Origin of the sequence: Cognatishimia sp. (assembly GCF_964229375.1) — a bacterium.
In the GTDB taxonomy this organism is placed as follows: domain Bacteria; phylum Pseudomonadota; class Alphaproteobacteria; order Rhodobacterales; family Rhodobacteraceae; genus Cognatishimia.
Genome location: NZ_CAXREH010000076.1, coordinates 1 through 16,896, shown reverse-complemented (window position 1 = coordinate 16,896; position 16,896 = coordinate 1). Strand labels below are relative to the sequence as shown.

Here is a 16,896-nt window from a genome sequence, read left to right as displayed (position 1 = left end):
GTGCCGTTGGGGTCCAGATAGCGAATACGCGCGTTGGTGATCTGAATCTGATCCAAGGTGAAAGCCGCGCTATCTTCGGTCCCCTCATCGGTCGCGGCGGATGCGTCTGCCGCGGACCGACCGGTGAAATCATCCCAGTTGGCCTGCCCCGCTCCATCCTGTTCCAGCAAGATATCCGGCGCGGTCAGCGTGATGTTTTTGATATGGGTTGTACCGCCAATCAGGGCCATCGCATCTACGCCGATCTTGGCACCTTCCGCCTGAAACATCGGACCATTCGAAGACCAGCTCGCGTTAGACAGCGTGACCGGTCCGGTCGAGATCCCCAAGGTCGGGAAAAAGCTCAGTTGCACATCGCCTTCGATGGTCAGATCCCGCCCAAATTGCTCTTTGACCTGATCCGAGGCCAAGCGGGCAATTTGTTCGCCCGGCAGAAAGAAAATCACGGCACCAACCGCAAGAACCAGAACGACGAGGATAGCAAAGAGAATGCGCAGGATACGGAACATCAAACCACCAAAATTTTACGTGCCCACTGGGTAACGGTTGCACAGGTGCGGGGCAAGTCCAGAGGTGCCTGTCCTTTGGTTTCCTCGAAACTTCGCCGATTGGCTGGTTGGGAAGAGGTAATTACGCATTGCGTGTTCCCCAAACGCCATCCTCAGGACGCGTGCAATACGCCCCACAGGTCATATTCGCCTGCTTCATCCACCGTCACGGTCACCAGATCGCCAACAGACAACCCCTCGGTGCCTTCATCGATGAACAGATTGCCGTCGATCTCTGGCGCATCAGCTTTGGTGCGGCAGGTGGCGATGCCGTCATCGTCGATGTCATCAATGATGACTTGCTGCACCGTGCCCACTTTGGCGGCCAGTTTGGCCTCGGAAATCGACTGGGCTTTCTCCATGAAACGCTCCCAACGGTCCTGTTTCACCTCGGGGGCCACGTGATCGGGCAGATCATTAGATCGTGCGCCATCGACATTTTCGTATTGAAAGCAACCCACACGATCCAATTGCGCCTCGTCCATCCAGTCCAGCAGATGTTGGAACTCTGCCTCGGTCTCGCCGGGATACCCCACAATAAAGGTCGAGCGCAGGGTGATGTCGGGGCAATCCGAACGCCACCGCTGGATTTCGTCCAGAGTTTTCGCGGTATGGGCCGGGCGTGCCATTCTTTTCAGCGTGTCGGGATGGGAGTGCTGAAAGGGAATATCCAGATACGGCAGGATCAAGCCCTCTGCCATCAGCGGGATCAGGTCGCGGACGTGCGGATAGGGATACACGTAGTGCAGGCGCACCCAGGCATCAAACTGCCCCAACTCGCGCGCCAGATCGGTGATGTGGCTGCGCACCTCGCGGTCTTTCCATGGATGGCTGGAGTATTTCCGATCCAACCCATAAGCCGAGGTGTCCTGAGAAATCACCAACAGCTCTTTAACGCCGGCTTGGACCAGCTTTTCCGCCTCGCGCAGAACCGCGTGAACCGGACGGCTGGCAAGCTTGCCGCGCATGTCAGGGATAATGCAGAACTTGCACTTGTGGTTACAGCCCTCAGAAATCTTGAGATAGCTGTAATGGCGGGGCGTCAGTTGCACGCTGGAACTTGGCAACAGGTCAATAAACGGATCGGGCGACGGCGGCACTGCGTCGTGTACCGCATCAAGAACCTGCTCGTATTGATGCGGGCCCGTGACTGCAAGAATTCGCGGATGGTGCTCGCGGATATAGTCGGGTTCTGCCCCCAGACATCCCGTCACAATCACCTTACCGTTTTCCGTCAGGGCTTCGCCAATGGCATCCAGACTTTCGGCTTTGGCGCTGTCCAGAAAGCCGCAGGTGTTCACGATAACCGCATCAGCGCCGGAATAATCAGGCGACACGCCATAGCCCTCGGCACGCAAACGGGTCAGAATACGTTCGCTGTCCACAAGGGCTTTGGGACAACCAAGGCTGACCATACCGATGGTCGGCTGACCGGCACGGGTGTCAGAGGTGACCTGCGCATTTGCAAGGTCCGGGCGAAGGCTGGGAGGGTTCTGCGACATGAGGAGGCATGTAGCGGGTTTGGCGCAGTTTGGGAATTGCCAATTGCACCTAATCCAGATCATCCAGATAGGCGGTCACGCAGTCCTGCACCCGCCGAAAGCGATCCCCACCCAGTTTGACCCCACCGTACCAACGTGTGACGACGATCAGATGATCCGTCAGTTCCGCGCGCTCGAGCATCCGTACGATGACCAGTCCAGCACCGCTTTCACCGTCGTCCCCCTTCAGGGGCGTGCCGTCTGACAAGACCGCCGCCCAAGTGTTGTGCGTAGCTTTGGCGAACTTCTTGTTACGCTTCAATGCTTTGAGCGCAGCATCAACGTCACCTCGGTTGGAAACAGGCATCCCGCTGACCGCATATTTGCTGCCACGGTCGGTTACAACATTCAGGATCTGCTTCATCTAAAGACCCGCGACGGTCTCGGTGACAACAGCAATGCGCTGATCATTCGGCGGATGGGTTCCAAGGAAGCGATCACCGGGGTCTGGGATGCGCTCAAAGAACTGTGCACCGCGCAGCGCGTCATAGCCTGATCGCTGGGTCAAAATGGCGCCCAAACGGTCGGCTTCAAGTTCATGATCCTTGGAATACGCACGTGCTCCGACGGTGGACCCAAGGTCGACACCAATATCCACTGCGGACTGACCGCCCCCCAGAACCACCGCAAGTGCCCCACCCAGAAGGGCGCCTGTGACGGCGGTGCTGCGAGTTTGTGCGATATGGCCTGCAATGTGATGCGCCGCCTCATGCCCAAGCACAAAAGCCAACTCATCATCATTCTGGAAATCCGGCAGGATCTGGGTGGTGAAAGCCAGAATCGGACGGCCTGAGCGATCCAGCGTCTGATAGGCATTTGCCCCTTTGCGCGGATCATCATCCAGAATGATCGCAAAATCGCAATTCACCTGCGCCGAAACCCGCGCGCGGCACTCAGATTCGATCACTGGCTCCATTCGGCTGACCACCCGCGCATAACGCGCCTCATCCGTCGCGGTGGGAACGGCTCTGGCCGGTTGCGTTTGCGGCGCGGCCGTGGGTTCAACACATCCGGCCAGCGCAGCCACAGCCGCCATCGCAAGAACGGGAAATTTTAATCGCATCGATACGCCTCGGTTTTCTGTTGCGACTATAGGCGGGGGCAAGCGGCAATTCCAAGTCACTTTCCAATGACCCCTTGCCATGCTCGGGCGTCGCGTTAGGCTGACCCTATGTTTAGTATCGAGCACGAATTTGATAGCACCGTCGTCACCCTTGTCGATGAAAAAGCCTCGCATCTTCAAGAAGATGTGGTGATCAACCTGTTTGAGGATTGTATCACGATCGAACAGTATGACGAACGCAGCGACCGGGTGCAAAAAATCACCCTGTCGATCAGCATGGCCGAAGACCTTGCCGCAGCACTGGATCTGCCGGAAGGCGTTTATAAAATCGCACGCGACTAAAAGAGGGCGACATGGCGACAGGATTTTTTTGGGCGGAAGAGACCTTTTGGCATTCCGGGGGAAACTATGCACTGACCTTGCCGGTCGGTGGGCTGGTACAGCCCTTGGTGGCCGGTGGCCTGCCCGAAGGCCCCGAGACGAAACGCCGGTTTCGTAATTTGCTGGATGTCACGGGCCTGTCAAAAGACCTGGTGATGTCTGGCGCAGATTATGTCACGTGGGACGATCTGCTCCGCGTGCATCCGGAAAGCTATCTGACCGAATTCAAATCCGCCTCAGATGCTGGCGGTGGCGAGCTGGGCTTGCGTACACCTTTTGGCCCCGGCGCCTTTGAAATCGCATCCCGCTCGGCTGGGCTTGCCAAAGCTGCGGTCGCCGCCGTCGCAAAAGGCGAGCTGGACAATGCCTATGCCCTCTGTCGCCCGCCCGGCCACCATTGTTTGCCGGATTGGCCCAATGGGTTCTGCCTGCTGAACAACATCGCAATCGCAATCGAAGCGGCGCAAGCAGAGGGGGATATCCCGCGTGTCGCAGTGCTGGATTGGGACGTGCATCACGGCAATGGCACCGAAGCCGTTTACTATGAACGCAGTGATGTTCTGACGATTTCGCTCCATCAGGAAAAGAACTATCCCTTGGACACCGGCGATGTCGAAGACCGGGGCCGAGGTGAGGGATTAGGGGCCAACATCAATGTCCCACTGCCCCCGGGGATGGGCCATGCAGGGTACCTGCTGGCGATGGAAGAGATCGTCCTGCCAGCCCTGCGCGCGTTTAACCCGGACATGATCGTGGTTGCCTGCGGCTTTGACGCGGCGGCCTTTGACCCGCTGTCCCGTATGATGGCTACGGCCGAGACCTTTGCGGCCATGACCCGTCAGATCATGACATTGGCCGACGAATTCTGCGACGGGCGCGTCGTCTGTGTGCATGAAGGCGGCTATTCCGAGGCCTATGTGCCTTTCTGCGGTCATGCCGTGATGACGGAGCTGGCGCAAAGCGACATCAGCGCGCCTGACCCTATGGAGGCCACCTTACGTGTCCGCCAGCCGAACGCGCGCTTGCAGGACTTTCATGCAGAGCTGATCCGCGAAATGGCGGAAACCTTTAAAAACCCGCCACCCAAAGGTTGAAATCGCGGCAAGAACAATGACATCTGGCGGAGCATTCATTCTGAAAGGCCCGCCATAATGCCTGATCCCAATCCAGCCGCTCTTGAGTTTCTGCTGACGCGCCGGTCGCGGCCACAAAAGACGCTGATCGATCCAGTACCGGATCGCGATGCGCTGACCCCAATCTTGCAGGCCGCGCTGCGCACTCCGGATCACGGCAAACTTGAGCCTTGGCGCCTGATGGTCCTGGACCGCACAGCGCTTGCGGCCCTCGCTCCGTTGGCACGGGAGTGTGGCGCACGCTTGGGCAAGGATCAGGCCGACATCGACAAAGGCGCGCTGCAGTTTGAAACCAGCGGCCTTGCGGTGGTTGTGGTGGAAAGCCCGGTGCTGTCTGAAAAAATCCCTGCTATCGAGCAGACCTATTCAGCCGGTGCCGTGTGTCTGGCGCTTTTGAACGCCGCCCTTGCTGCGGGTTGGGGCGCGAACTGGCTGTCGGGCTGGGCCAGCCCCGACCGCACTGGTGTGGAAACCGGACTTGGGCTGACACCGCATGAGCGCGTTGCGGGGCTGATCCATATCGGCACCGAAAAGGCCACGCCACCCGAGCGCCCTCGCCCAGATATGGAGGGTAAAGTCACATGGCACTCGGCCTGATCTTTTCCAGCTTTTTCAGCGCCTTGGGGCAAATTGGAGACGCGCGTTTTCGCGGCGTCCTGTTTATGGGCCTTGGCCTGACACTGACACTTTTGGTGGCATCATACTTTGGCCTCTTAGCAATCCTGAACACGCTTGGCCTTTATGACCTGGCCGCCTCTGCCTTGGGCGAAGGCGGCTGGGGCGCCACGCTGATCAATGCAACCTCGCTGTTTGCGATCTTGCTGCTGTCGGTGTTTCTGATGGTGCCCGTGGCGTCGGCGTTCACCTCCCTGTTTTTGGACCGCATCGCGGGTGCTGTCGAGGACCGCCACTATCGCTATTTGCCAGACGCCGAGTCCGTGCCCTTTGGCGATGCCCTCAAAGACACGGTGAACTTTTTGGGGATTCTGGTTGCGGCTAACGTTTTGGCGTTGCTGCTTTATCTGGCACTGCCCCCATTCGCCCCACTGATCTTTTGGGGGCTTAACGGGTTTCTACTGGGGCGCGAATATTTTTTTGTTGCCGCCATGCGGCGCATCGGGCGCGCGGGTGCAAAAGAGATGCGGCGAGAGCACTTCGCCACCATATGGGTTGCAGGAACGCTGATGGCGATCCCGCTCTCAGTGCCTTTGGTGAACCTGTTGATCCCGATCCTTGGGGCTGCAACATTCACCCATATTTTTCACAAGCTCGAAGGCACGATTGAACGTTAGCCTTCGACCTTTGTGAGATCGGCCACAGAGCCGCACAGCACGCGGATCCGGTTCAGCAGGTTCAGGCGATTGCGACGCACCACGTCGTTGTCGCTGTTAACCTGCACGGCCTCAAAGAACGCATCAATCGGTGCCCGCAGACCCGCAAGCCCTGCCATAGCAGCGGCGAAATCCTCGCCACGGATGGCCTCGGCAATCGGTGCTTCAAACTTGTCCAGCGCCGTGAACAGATCTTTCTCGGCCGCGTCCTCTGCAAATTTAAGGTCCGCCCCAAAAGAGTATTCGACACCGTCTTTGGCCTCGGCCTGCGACAGAATGTTGTTGGCGCGTTTGAACCCTTGCAGCAGGTTTTCCCCGTCGTCCGTGCCAAGGAACGCCTGAAGCGCCTGCGCGCGGTTCACCAACAAAGCGATGTCGTCATTGCCATCCATCGCAATACAGGCGTCGATCACGTCATGGCGAATGCCCTGATCGCGCAGGAAGACTTTGAGGCGGTCGTGGAAGAAGGAGAGGAGGTCGGTCAGATCCGCGTCATCCCGCAATGGCAAAGATTTCAGTGGCAATGTGAGACCATTGGTCAAAACCAACCGAATAACACCCAAGGCCGCACGGCGCAGAGCGAACGGGTCTTTTGATCCCGTCGGCTTTTCATCAATTGCCCAGAACCCTGTCAGAACATCCAGCTTTTCAGCCAGCGAGACCGCCACCGACACAGGCGCGGTTGGCACGTCATCAGAGGGGCCAAGCGGCGAATAATGCTCGACGGCGGCGGCGGCCACCTCGGCTTCATGGCCCGCAAATTCCGCGTAATAGCGCCCCATCAGGCCCTGCAGTTCGGGGAATTCATACACCATTTCCGAATTCAGGTCGGCCTTCGCCCAACGCGCGGCTTTCTCGGCCAGATCCGCGTCTGCACCGACAATCGGCGCAATCTCGCGGCTGAGGGCCGCGATGCGGTCAATGCGTTCGCCAACAGAGCCAAGCTTGTTGTGGAAGGTCACGTTGTTCAGTTTGGCCAGCCATTCTGCCGCACCGGTTTTCGCGACGCGCACATCGTTTTCCCAGAAGAACTTGGCATCTGACAGACGCGCAAACAGAACCTTTTGGTTGCCCGCAAGGATCGTGGCGCCCTGATCCTTGGTTTCACGGTTTGCCACCGTGATGAATTTTTCAATGCGGCCGGTCTTTGGGTTTTTCACCGAGAAGAACTTCTGATGCTCTTTCATCGAGGTCTGAAGAACCTCGGGCGGCAGCCCCAGGAAATCATCGGCAATATCGCCCATCAGCGTCACAGGCCATTCCACCAGCCCCGCGACCTCGGCCAAAAGACCTTTGTCTTCAACCACTTCCAAGCCCTGCGCGAAGGCCAGATTCTGCGCATCCGCCCAAATCGCCTCAGCGCGTTCGGTGGCGTTCAAAATGACATGGCTACGTTTCAGCTTGGCTTCATAGTCCTCAAAAGAGGTCACAGAAAAGCGCCCCTCGCCCATAAAACGATGCCCTTCGGTGCTGTCGCCAGACGCAATGCCGTCGATGTCCAGCGGCACGACGTTTGTACCTGCCTCATCGGTGATAATGCACAGGATCGAATGCAAGGGACGCACCCAACGCAGCGCACCTGCGCCCCAGCGCATCGACTTGGGCCATGGGAAGTTGCGGATTGTCTCTTCCAGCACCTCGGACACGATCTCTGCCGCCGGGCGGCCGGCTTTCTCGATGGTGGCGAAATAGACCGCACCTTTTGGCGTGTCGCGCTCTTCAAGCTGGTCCATGCTCAGACCTGCGCCGCGCAAAAAGCCTTCGATTGCCTTATCAGGTGCGCCGACTTTCGGACCTTTGCGTTCTTCGCGAACGGTCGGGCTCTCGGCCAGCATCCCCTCCAGCGCAAGGGTCAGGCGCCGCGGGGTCGAAAAGGCTGAAGCATGCGCATAGGTCAAACCCGCGGCCACCAGGCCATCGGTGACACGTTTCTTAAGATCCTCGGCCGCGCGTGTTTGCATACGCGCTGGGATTTCTTCGGAAAACACTTCAATCAGAAGATCGGGCATATCGGTCAGCCTTCGGGTTGTGGCGGACATCCCGCCGGTGCAGGATCGCCGTCAAACACGACTTCTCCGCACTGATTAATCTGGTGCCAGGCAAAGCCCCGGCCATCGGGCATCACAGCGATCACGCGGTCGATGCCATAGTGAATATTTTCGGTGCCCAGAAACGCCAGCGCATCTCCGCTGGACAGGGCCGCGCCAATTTCATCAGCGTCAAAACAGTCAAACCAGCCCGGAGCCACTTTCGGCACCGGCGCGTCGTAGGATTTGTAGGTCTCGGTCAGCAAGGGCTGGCTAAGCGTGGTGGTAAAACACGCCCGATACCGGATCGGAGAGCTGTCAGCGTCGATGGCCTGAAAGTTGTCATACAAGATCGCCTCGGGCTGGTTGTTTGCCAGCAACGTCATCTCGACATCCGTAGACCCGCTCGCATCGACGGGCTCATAAAACGCATAAACCTGAAACACATAGAGCGCCACGCCTGCAACAAGTGCCGTCATAAGAATGAAAACTCCGACGATTTTCCCGTTCACGCGGCTGCTCCACCACCTGCTGAGGTCAAGACAAAGGCATCTGCGCATTGCTTGGCCAAGGCACGCACGCGGCCAATATAGGCCTGACGTTCAGTGACCGAGATCACACCGCGCGCATCCAAAAGGTTGAAGATGTGGCTGGCCTTGATGCATTGGTCATAGGCCGGATGCGCCATGATAATGCGCTTGCCGGTTTTGTGGTCGTCATGCGCCTGACTAAGGATCGCCTCGCACTCGGCCTCGGCTTCTTCAAAGTGGCGCAGCAGAACGTCTGTGTTGGCCACATCAAAGTTCCAACGCGCGTATTCTTCTTCGGTTTGCTTGAACACGTCGCCATAGGACAGCGCAATCGGCGCATCGGGGTCATTGAACGGCATATCCATAACGTGATCCACGCCCAGGACATACATCGCCAGTCGTTCCAAGCCGTACGTCAGCTCGCCGGAAACAGGGTGACAATCATGCCCACCAACCTGCTGGAAATAGGTGAACTGGCTGACTTCCATGCCGTCGCACCAGACTTCCCAGCCAAGACCCCAGGCGCCCAAAGTCGGGCTTTCCCAGTCGTCTTCCACAAACCGAATGTCGTGCAACTCCATGTCGATGCCGATCGCCTCAAGCGAGCCAAGATAAAGCGCCTGAAGGTTCGGTGGGCTTGGTTTGATCAGAACCTGATACTGATAGTAGTGCTGCAACCGGTTCGGGTTCTCGCCATAGCGACCATCCGTCGGGCGACGCGAAGGTTGCACATAGGCCGCAGCCCAAGGTTTGCTGCCCAAAGACCTGAGGGTCGTCGCCGGGTGAAAGGTACCCGCGCCCACTTCCATGTCATAAGGTTGCATGATGGCGCAGCCTTTGGACGCCCAATACGCCTGAAGACGTAAAATGATCTCTTGGAAAGACTTGGGTTTACCGTCTGTCATTGCTCTGCCTTGCCCATATCAAACGCGTCTAGTTCCTATGCGCAACACAAGGGCGGGTCAATTGCACGAAAGGTCAATTTTCGAGTGCATGCCCTTTGAGAAATGGTAAAACTGCGCGGGACAGGAAATTTCCGTAGCCAAAGGGCCATGTTAACAATGCGATTTAAGTTTCTTTCTTTTGTGATTGCCCTGCTGCTCGGCGCGCAATTCGCGATGGCGCAGTCCAATGAAGGTGTCTGGGTACAGATCAAAGCCCGCCCCAGCCTGACCGAAGCCACAGTTGAGGCGCAGGAATTTGCTCAGAGCCTGGAAAATGTGAATGGCTTTGCCCTTGGCGGTGGCTGGTATGCCATTGCGCTTGGCCCGTTTGATCGCGCCACAGCAGATCGCACCCTGCGCGACCTGCGGCGACGCAACCTGATCCCACGTGATTCCTACATCACCTTTTCATCCGCCTTTGAAAGCCAGTTCTGGCCTTTGGGCAACGCGGTGGTCGCGACGACGACACCCACGGTGACTGAGACCACTGAGGACACATCAGAGCCCGAACAGGTTGCGGTTGTCCCCGAAGTGGTCGAGCCCCAAGAGCCCGAATTCCGCGACCCCGGTGAAACCGTGGCCGAGGCGCGCGCGTCGGAAAACCAGCTGAACCGCGAGCAGAAGAAAGATCTGCAACGGTTGCTGCAATGGGCTGGGTTTTACAATTCCGCGATTGACGGGGCCTATGGGCGGGGCACACGCCGCGCCATGGCCGCATGGCAAGAGGACAACGGCTATGAGGCCACGGGCATTATGTCGACGTTGCAGCGTGCCGAAATCCTAACCGCCTATAACGCGATCCTGGACGGCATGGATATGCGTCTGGTCACAGAGTTTGACTCTGGCATCGAAATCCAGATCCCGACCGGCGTCGTAACAAAAAGCAATCCGATCTATCCCTTCGTCACATTCAAGCCCAAAGGTGACATCGATGCGCAGGTGATCCTGATTTCTCAGGACGGCAGCCGGACAACACTGGCAGGCCTTTATGAAATCATGCAGACCCTCACAATCGTGCCTCTGGACGGCCCACGAAAGCTGAACCGGAACGGCTTTATGCTGGAAGGCACTGACGACAATATCGTCTCATATACCGAAGTCGGCCTGCGTGATGGACAGATCAAAGGCTTTACGCTGGTATGGCCGACAGGCGACGAAGAACGCCGCCGCCGCATCCTTGGCGAAATGCAAGCGTCCTTTACCCGCATCGGCGGCACGCTGGCGCCAGATGCTGGGCTAGAGCTGCTTGATGACATCGACTTGCTGTCAGGCCTCGAAGTGCGCCGTCCCAAGTTTTCGCGCACAGGCTTCTTTACCGATGGGTCAGGCACTGTGGTCACAACCACAGAAGCCGTCGGAGAGTGTCAACGCGTGACGGTCAATCAGGACTATGAGGCCGATGTTGTTGGCCAGGAAGACGCCCTCGGCATCGCGGTTCTGCGCCCGAAAGACAGCATCGCGCCGATTTCCGTGGCCACCTTCCGCTCGTCAAGCCTGCCGCGCACGTCGGAAGTTGCTGTTGCGGGGTATTCCTTTGAGGGTCTGCTTGGCGCGCCCACTCTGACCTATGGCACTGTGCAAGACCTGCGCGGGCTTGGTGGCGAGCTGGACCAGACACGTCTGTCTCTGGCCCCGCAGCCTGGCGATGCAGGCGGCCCGGTCTTTGACATCAGCGGCAATGTCGTCGGCATGCTGATGGCCCGCGAAGCGAACGCGCGTCAGTTGCCAAACGATGTCAGCCTCACTGCCGACTCCGAGGCGATCCAAGCGTTGCTGGCGGCCTCTGGCCTGAATGCGGCAAGCGGCGATCAGATCGGTGCGTTGGATCCGGTGGATCTGACAGAATATGCGGGTGAAATGACCGTGCTGGTCAGCTGCTGGTAAGCAAAACCAGTTCCGAAATTAAAAAAGCCCCGAGCCTTTGCGCCGGGGCTTTTTTTGGGGTCAGCCTTCCAGGTCGAGCTGGTCAATCAAGCGACGCAGAACGGCTTTGTCTGCGTCGTCCACCTCGGCTTTGCGCGACTTAAACAGCGTTGCCTGAGACTTCAGCATCAGGCCATCCGACAAGATCTTCAGGTGATTGGCCCGCAAGGTCTCGCCTGTCGAGGTGATGTCCGCCACCGCCTCTGCTGTCAGGTTCTTGATCGTTCCTTCGGTCGCACCTTGGCTGTCGACCAACTGATAATCCGCCACACCCGCATCGCGCAGGAACTCGCGCACAAGCCGGTGGTATTTCGTGGCAATCCGCAAGCGGAACCCATGGGTTTTGCGAAAGGCCGCGGCAACCGCATCCAGATCATCCAGCGTTTCCACATCCACCCAACAGCTTGGCACCGCCAGAATCAGATCTGCACCACCAAAACCAAGAGGCGCCAGCTCTTTGACCTGCTGCTCCCACATTCCCAGCTTTTCACGCACCAGATCCGTGCCCGTCACACCCAGATGAATGCGACCAGCGGCCAATTCACGCGGGATCTCGCCTGCGCTCAGCAGCACCAGTTCGACACCGTCGATTCCGTCAACCCGTCCGGCGTATTCACGATCGGAGCCCGTTCGGGCCAGCGCAATGCCGCGTGCGCCAAACCAGTCAAACGTCTTTTCCATCAACCGGCCTTTTGACGGCACGCCCAATTTAATCGTCATGCCGCGCCCTCCAGTTTCAGAACCACTTCAGGGCGGATGACACCGCCAACAGCCGGAATCTCATTGCCCTGCCCCAAAACCCGCGTCAGCGCATCATAGCGCCCACCAGAGGCGACTGCAGGCAAGTCGCCTTGCGCATCGGAATAGAACCCAAAGACGAAGCCGTCGTAATATTCCATGCTGGTGCGACCATAGCTGGCCTCAAATTCCAACGATTCAACGTCCACGCCGCGATCTGCCAGCGCCCGTATCCGCAACTCCAGCCGGGTGATCGCGCCGCTGATCGCAGGCATGTCCACCGCAATGTCGCGCAGTCGGTTCAAAGCAACTGGCAGGGTCTCTCGCACGTTCAACAGATCATCGATCAGCTCAACCTGACTGGCTGAAATCGGCGCGGCTTCGGCGTCTTCCTTAAAGGCCGCGATGCGGGCCTCTATCTCGCTTTGATCCCGCAGACCGATCATAGCGCCAGCCCCTTCAAAGGGATCGCCCGCCGCAGCCAAACGCGCACGATGGCTGTCGGCTGGCGTCGGTTTGGAAAAGCGCTCTAGCAAGGCACGGAACCGGCGCGGACGCCACAGATGACGCGCCAAAGCGGTTTTGCGCCGCTCTGTTGTATCCAGCCCCGCGACCGCCGCGGCCAACAACCCAATGTCGCCAGTTGCCGCCCGCAGATCCAAATGCGCCACCGCGTCACGCACAAGCGTGAAAACCTCGGCATCCGCCGCCGCAGGGTTTTCGCGATCAAAGACCTCATAGCCGACCTGCGTGTATTCATTGGCACGGCTGGTGTCGTCTTCCTGACGGCGAAACACCTCGCCGGAATAAGTATAGCGCGCAGGTTCGGCCCCATGTGCCATATGCATCTGCACCACGGGCACCGTAAAGTCCGGGCGCAGCATCTGCTCGCCCAGCAGCGCATCAGAGGTCACATAGGCGCGACCGCGAATGTCCTCGCCATAAAGGTCCAGAAGCACCTCGGCAGGTTGCAAAACAGAGGTTTCGGCAACGGTCGCACCCGCCGCCTCAAACCCCGCCCGAAGCGCGGCTGCGCGGGCGCGGATCTGTGCTTTGTCAGCCATGGCTTTACCCTTCCGCCTGAGACGCCAGGATTTCGCGCACCTTTGCCACCAGATCGCCACGAGGCACTTCGAACTGGCTAGGGCGTTCCTTCCACTCTTCCAGTGTCGCGCTTTCGGCAATCTTGGCCCCCAGGATCAAATCCTTGATCTGGATGACCCCATTGGCCTTCTCGTCACCGCCTTCGATAACGGCGATCGGCGAATGCCGTTTGTCTGCATATTTCAACTGGTTGCCGAAGTTCTTGGGATTGCCCAGATAGACTTCCGCGCGAATGCCTGCGTTGCGCAGTTCGGTCACCATGGCCTGATAATCCGCCATCCGGTCGCGGTCCATGACCGTCACAACCACCGGTCCGGTCGTCGTGCCGCCAATCCGCCCTTTTTCGCGCAAAGCCGCCAAGAGGCGATCCACGCCAATCGACACACCGGTTGCCGGCACAGCTTGTCCTGTGAACCGTTTGACCAAATCGTCATAGCGTCCTCCGCCAGACACAGACCCAAACTGCCGCTTGCGTCCTTTTTCGTCAAAGATCTCAAACGTCAGCTCGGCTTCAAACACCGGCCCTGTGTAATACCCAAGGCCACGCACCACGGAAGGATCAATCTCGATCCGGTCCGCGCCATAGCCGCCTGCGGCCAGCAAATCGCCAATCTGTTCCAGCTCGGCAATACCCTCCGCCCCAATCGCAGAGCTGCCCACGGCACCGCGCAGGTTTTCAAAGGTTTTGGCGACATCGCCGGCCTTCGAGGTAAGGAACGCGATGACCGGCTCTGCCTGGTCGTCGCTCAGACCAACACCGTCAATGAAGGCACCAGATGCATCCAGCCGGCCTTTGGTCAGCAACTCGCGCACGCCGTTTTCGCCAACCTTGTCAAACTTGTCGATGGTGCGCAGAACGTTGTCTCGCGCGCCTTCCCCCTCTGGCAGCCCCATGGCTTCCAGAACGCCATTCAGCACCTTGCGGTTATTGACGCGCACCAGATAGTCGCCGCGAGGAATGCCGACGGTTTCCAACGTATCGCTCAGCATCGCGCAGATTTCTGCATCCGCCGCAACACTGGCCGCGCCAACGGTATCCGCATCACATTGATAGAACTGACGATAGCGGCCGGGTCCGGGTTTTTCATTGCGCCAAACCGGTCCCATAGCATAGCGACGATAGGGCGTTGGCAGGTCATTGCGATGCTGCGCATAGACCCGTGCAAGCGGCGCCGTCAGATCATAGCGCAGCGCCATCCAGTCGCCCTGCCCGTCCTCGTCCGCCTCTTGCCAGGCAAAGACGCCCTCGTTTGGGCGATCCACATCCGGAAGGAATTTTCCAAGCGCCTCGACGGTCTCTACAGCCGAGCTCTCCAAGGCCTCAAAGCCATAGCGATGATAAACCCCGGCAATCTGATGCAGCATTTCGGCGCGTTCAGTCACTTCGCTGCCGAAATAGTCGCGGAAACCCTTGGGCGTCTGAGCCTTAGGGCGCGGGGCTTTCTTTACTTTGGCCATCTCTCTGGTCCTTGGTTGAAATAATGCCTGCCCCTTACCAGCCCCCTTTGCGGCAAGCAACCAAAAGCCCTCCTTCTAAAGCCCTGCGGGCTTGCCTGCGGCGCGGATATTTGTGGCAAGAGAAAAAGCCGCGTCTTTCTCTTGCCAAAATTTCCCGGGGTGAGGTGGTGGAATTTGCGAAAATTCTAGTGCCGAGGGGCAGCGCCCCTGCTTGCTCTGACGCGCGCAAAGGCCTAGAGGGACGTATGGAACAGCTCGAAGAAAAAATCGCGCATCTGACACGGACGGTGGATGACCTGTCTGACATCGTGGCGCGTCAGGACACAGAACTTCAACTGCTCAAGCGGCGGGTTCAGATGCTGCTTGAGCGTGAAGCGGATCGGGAAAACCAAGGCGGTGGCGGGATCGTCATCGGGGATGAGCGACCACCGCATTACTAGGCTCAGTAGTCCTCGACCGCCATCACCCCCGGCAGGGATTTGAGTGCGCCCTTGATTTGTGGGTTCACCGGAAATTCGCTGCCAGTGTCGATCTCGACATCGCCGGGCAGGTCCGGATTGAGCAAAGACAGGATCACCGGGCCGCGCGGACCTGACTTGGCCGCCTCGCGTTCGCGCTCAAGGATGCTGGCGACATTGGGCACGGCCTCGACACCCTCGACGAAAATCCGCAGCCCTGCGCTGCCTGCGTCGGCCACCACCGTGTCGATCGGGCCGATGGATTTGGCAAGCAGTTTGAGTTGGTCAGCCTCCATTGTGGCCTCGGCCGTGACCACGACTTTGGATCCAACATCAAGATATTCGCGTGACTTCTCAAGCGTTTCGCTGAAGATGGTTATTTCGTAAGCGCCTGTCGGATCAGAGAGTTGTGCAAAAGCAAAGCGGTTGCCGCGCGCGGATTTGCGTTCCTGACGGCCAGAGACACGGCCTGCTATTTTCGCGATACAGGGGCCTCCGCGGGCTTTTTCGGTCAGCTCATCCAGCGTCAGGATCTGTTTGCGTTTGAGCGCGCCCATATAGTCCTCAAGCGGGTGGCCCGACAGGAAGAACCCGATCGCCTTGGCCTCTTCGTCGAGCTTTTCGGCGGGCAGCCAATCAGCGACTTTTGACAGGCGGGGTTCGGGCAGATCATCGCCGGCCTCGCCAAAGAGGCTGACCTGATTTGACGCCTTTTGTTCGTGGATCGCTGCGGAATATTGCACCAGTTGCTCAAGACTCTCAAAGACTTTGCGGCGGTTGCGGTCGAGCTGATCGAAAGCACCGGAGCGCGCAAGCATCTCGAGCGGGCGTTTGCCAACACGTTTCAAATCCACGCGGCGTGCAAAGTCGAAAAGCGTGGCGAAGGGTTTGTCGACACCGTCCACTTTGCGCCCTTCGGTCACCAGCGTCATGGCTTCGACACCGACGTTTTTCAGCGCGCCGAGTGCATAGACCAAAGCGCCATCGACCACGGTGAACATCGCGTCAGAGCGGTTTACACAAGGCGGCACCCATGGCAGGCCCAGCGCCTTTTTGACTTCCTCGAAATAGACTGCGAGCTTGTCCGTCAGGTGGATATCGCAGTTCATCACGCCGCCCATGAACTCGACCGGGTGGTTGGCCTTGAGCCAGGCGGTGTAATAGCTGACAACCGCATAGGCCGCTGCGTGGGATTTGTTAAAACCGTAGTTGGCGAATTTCTCGAGAAGGTCGAAAACCTCAGAGGCTTTTTTCTTGTCGACGCCGTTTTCGGCAGCGCCTGCCTCGAACTTCGGGCGTTCGGCGTCCATCGCCTCTTTGATCTTTTTACCCATCGCGCGGCGCAGCAGATCGGCGCCGCCAAGGCTGTAGCCCGCCATTACCTGAGCGATCTGCATAACCTGTTCCTGATAGACGATAATGCCCTGAGTTTCCTCAAGAATATGGTCGATCAAAGGGTGTACGGATTCAATTTCACGTAGCCCGTTTTTGACCTCACAATAGGTCGGGATGTTCTCCATCGGGCCCGGCCGATAGAGCGCCACCAGCGCAACGATGTCTTCGATACAGGTGGGTTTCATGCGCTTGAGCGCGTCCATCATGCCGGTGGATTCCACCTGGAACACGGCGACGGTTTTCGCGGCTGCATAGAGCTTGTAGGTGGCCTCGTCATCCAGCGGGATGGCGTTGATCTCGTTTACCGCGCCTTCGGGCGGGT

General features: G+C 58.5%; 17 protein-coding genes. 6 read left to right on the top strand and 11 right to left on the bottom strand.

All coding sequences use genetic code 11. The features are described from left to right. From ACEQWH_RS06125 to ACEQWH_RS06110, 4 genes are all read right to left on the bottom strand, one after another. On the bottom strand, positions 1-509 hold a 509-nt coding region (locus tag ACEQWH_RS06125), incomplete at its 3' end, for an AsmA family protein (protein WP_370228911.1). 152 nt (positions 510-661) lie between these two features. Continuing rightward, positions 662-2,050 carry a 30S ribosomal protein S12 methylthiotransferase RimO gene (gene rimO / locus ACEQWH_RS06120; protein WP_370228909.1) on the bottom strand — a complete coding sequence of 463 codons (1,389 nt, stop codon included), beginning with the start codon at positions 2,048-2,050 and terminating at the stop codon, positions 662-664. A 49-nt stretch (positions 2,051-2,099) separates the two neighbouring features. Beyond that, on the bottom strand, positions 2,100-2,453 hold the full coding sequence (locus tag ACEQWH_RS06115) for a YigZ family protein (protein ID WP_370228907.1): 354 nt from the start codon (positions 2,451-2,453) through the stop codon (positions 2,100-2,102). Continuing rightward, the gene (locus ACEQWH_RS06110) at positions 2,454-3,152 is read right to left on the bottom strand and encodes a M48 family metalloprotease (RefSeq protein WP_370228906.1); all 699 of its coding nucleotides are present in this window, start codon (positions 3,150-3,152) and stop codon (positions 2,454-2,456) included. 108 nt (positions 3,153-3,260) lie between these two features. Here ACEQWH_RS06110 and ACEQWH_RS06105 point away from each other — a divergent pair, with 108 nt between their 5' ends. From ACEQWH_RS06105 to ACEQWH_RS06090, 4 genes are read left to right on the top strand one after another with little or no spacing between them, the layout of a single operon-like run. Continuing rightward, positions 3,261-3,494: a hypothetical protein gene (locus ACEQWH_RS06105; RefSeq protein WP_370228904.1), complete on the top strand. Its 234-nt coding sequence runs from the start codon at positions 3,261-3,263 to the stop codon at positions 3,492-3,494. An 11-nt stretch (positions 3,495-3,505) separates the two neighbouring features. Next, on the top strand, positions 3,506-4,627 hold the full coding sequence (locus tag ACEQWH_RS06100) for a class II histone deacetylase (RefSeq protein ID WP_370228903.1): 1,122 nt from the start codon (positions 3,506-3,508) through the stop codon (positions 4,625-4,627). Positions 4,628-4,684: 57 nt separating this feature from the next. After that, positions 4,685-5,263, top strand: a complete 579-nt coding sequence (locus tag ACEQWH_RS06095; RefSeq protein WP_370228902.1) for a nitroreductase family protein — start codon at positions 4,685-4,687, stop codon at positions 5,261-5,263. Continuing rightward, positions 5,248-5,958 (top strand): EI24 domain-containing protein, encoded by a 711-nt coding sequence (locus tag ACEQWH_RS06090; protein ID WP_370228900.1) that lies wholly within the window; start codon positions 5,248-5,250, stop codon positions 5,956-5,958. Before ACEQWH_RS06095 ends, ACEQWH_RS06090 begins: the two co-directional genes overlap by 16 nt. Here ACEQWH_RS06090 and glyS read toward each other — a convergent pair. The 3 genes from glyS to ACEQWH_RS06075 are packed head-to-tail and all read right to left on the bottom strand — an operon-like array spanning position 5,955 to position 9,459. Further along, the gene (gene glyS, locus ACEQWH_RS06085) at positions 5,955-8,006 is read right to left on the bottom strand and encodes a glycine--tRNA ligase subunit beta (protein WP_370228898.1); all 2,052 of its coding nucleotides are present in this window, start codon (positions 8,004-8,006) and stop codon (positions 5,955-5,957) included. The genes ACEQWH_RS06090 and glyS overlap by 4 nt on opposite strands. A 5-nt stretch (positions 8,007-8,011) precedes the next feature. After that, a complete protein-coding gene (locus ACEQWH_RS06080; RefSeq protein WP_370228896.1) occupies positions 8,012-8,536 on the bottom strand; it encodes a DUF6446 family protein in 525 nt (174 codons plus the stop codon). Next, entirely contained in the window at positions 8,533-9,459 is a 927-nt protein-coding gene (locus tag ACEQWH_RS06075; protein WP_370228894.1) for a glycine--tRNA ligase subunit alpha, read from the bottom strand. Before ACEQWH_RS06075 ends, ACEQWH_RS06080 begins: the two co-directional genes overlap by 4 nt. Before the next feature lie 156 nt (positions 9,460-9,615). Here ACEQWH_RS06075 and ACEQWH_RS06070 point away from each other — a divergent pair, with 156 nt between their 5' ends. Then, positions 9,616-11,382: a trypsin-like peptidase domain-containing protein gene (locus ACEQWH_RS06070; RefSeq protein ID WP_370228893.1), complete on the top strand. Its 1,767-nt coding sequence runs from the start codon at positions 9,616-9,618 to the stop codon at positions 11,380-11,382. Positions 11,383-11,442: 60 nt separating this feature from the next. Here ACEQWH_RS06070 and hisG read toward each other — a convergent pair whose 3' ends face one another. Genes hisG through hisS form a run of 3 tightly spaced genes read right to left on the bottom strand, consistent with a single transcriptional unit; the run spans position 11,443 to position 14,721 of the window. Further along, complete coding sequence (gene hisG, locus ACEQWH_RS06065) at positions 11,443-12,141, bottom strand: ATP phosphoribosyltransferase (RefSeq protein WP_370228892.1); 699 nt, start codon at positions 12,139-12,141, stop codon at positions 11,443-11,445. Then, a complete protein-coding gene (locus ACEQWH_RS06060) occupies positions 12,138-13,223 on the bottom strand; it encodes an ATP phosphoribosyltransferase regulatory subunit (RefSeq protein WP_370228890.1) in 1,086 nt (361 codons plus the stop codon). The genes hisG and ACEQWH_RS06060 overlap by 4 nt, the downstream gene beginning before the upstream one ends. 4 nt (positions 13,224-13,227) lie before the next feature. Next, entirely contained in the window at positions 13,228-14,721 is a 1,494-nt protein-coding gene (gene hisS / locus ACEQWH_RS06055; protein ID WP_370228889.1) for a histidine--tRNA ligase, read from the bottom strand. Positions 14,722-14,966: 245 nt separating this feature from the next. Here hisS and ACEQWH_RS06050 point away from each other — a divergent pair, with 245 nt between their 5' ends. Continuing rightward, entirely contained in the window at positions 14,967-15,161 is a 195-nt protein-coding gene (locus tag ACEQWH_RS06050) for a SlyX family protein (protein WP_370228887.1), read from the top strand. Positions 15,162-15,163: 2 nt separating this feature from the next. On the opposite strand, the gene dnaE is transcribed toward ACEQWH_RS06050, so the two are convergent. Beyond that, positions 15,164-16,896, bottom strand: a 1,733-nt coding sequence (dnaE, locus tag ACEQWH_RS06045; protein WP_370228885.1) for a DNA polymerase III subunit alpha, incomplete at its 5' end; no start/stop codon positions are given.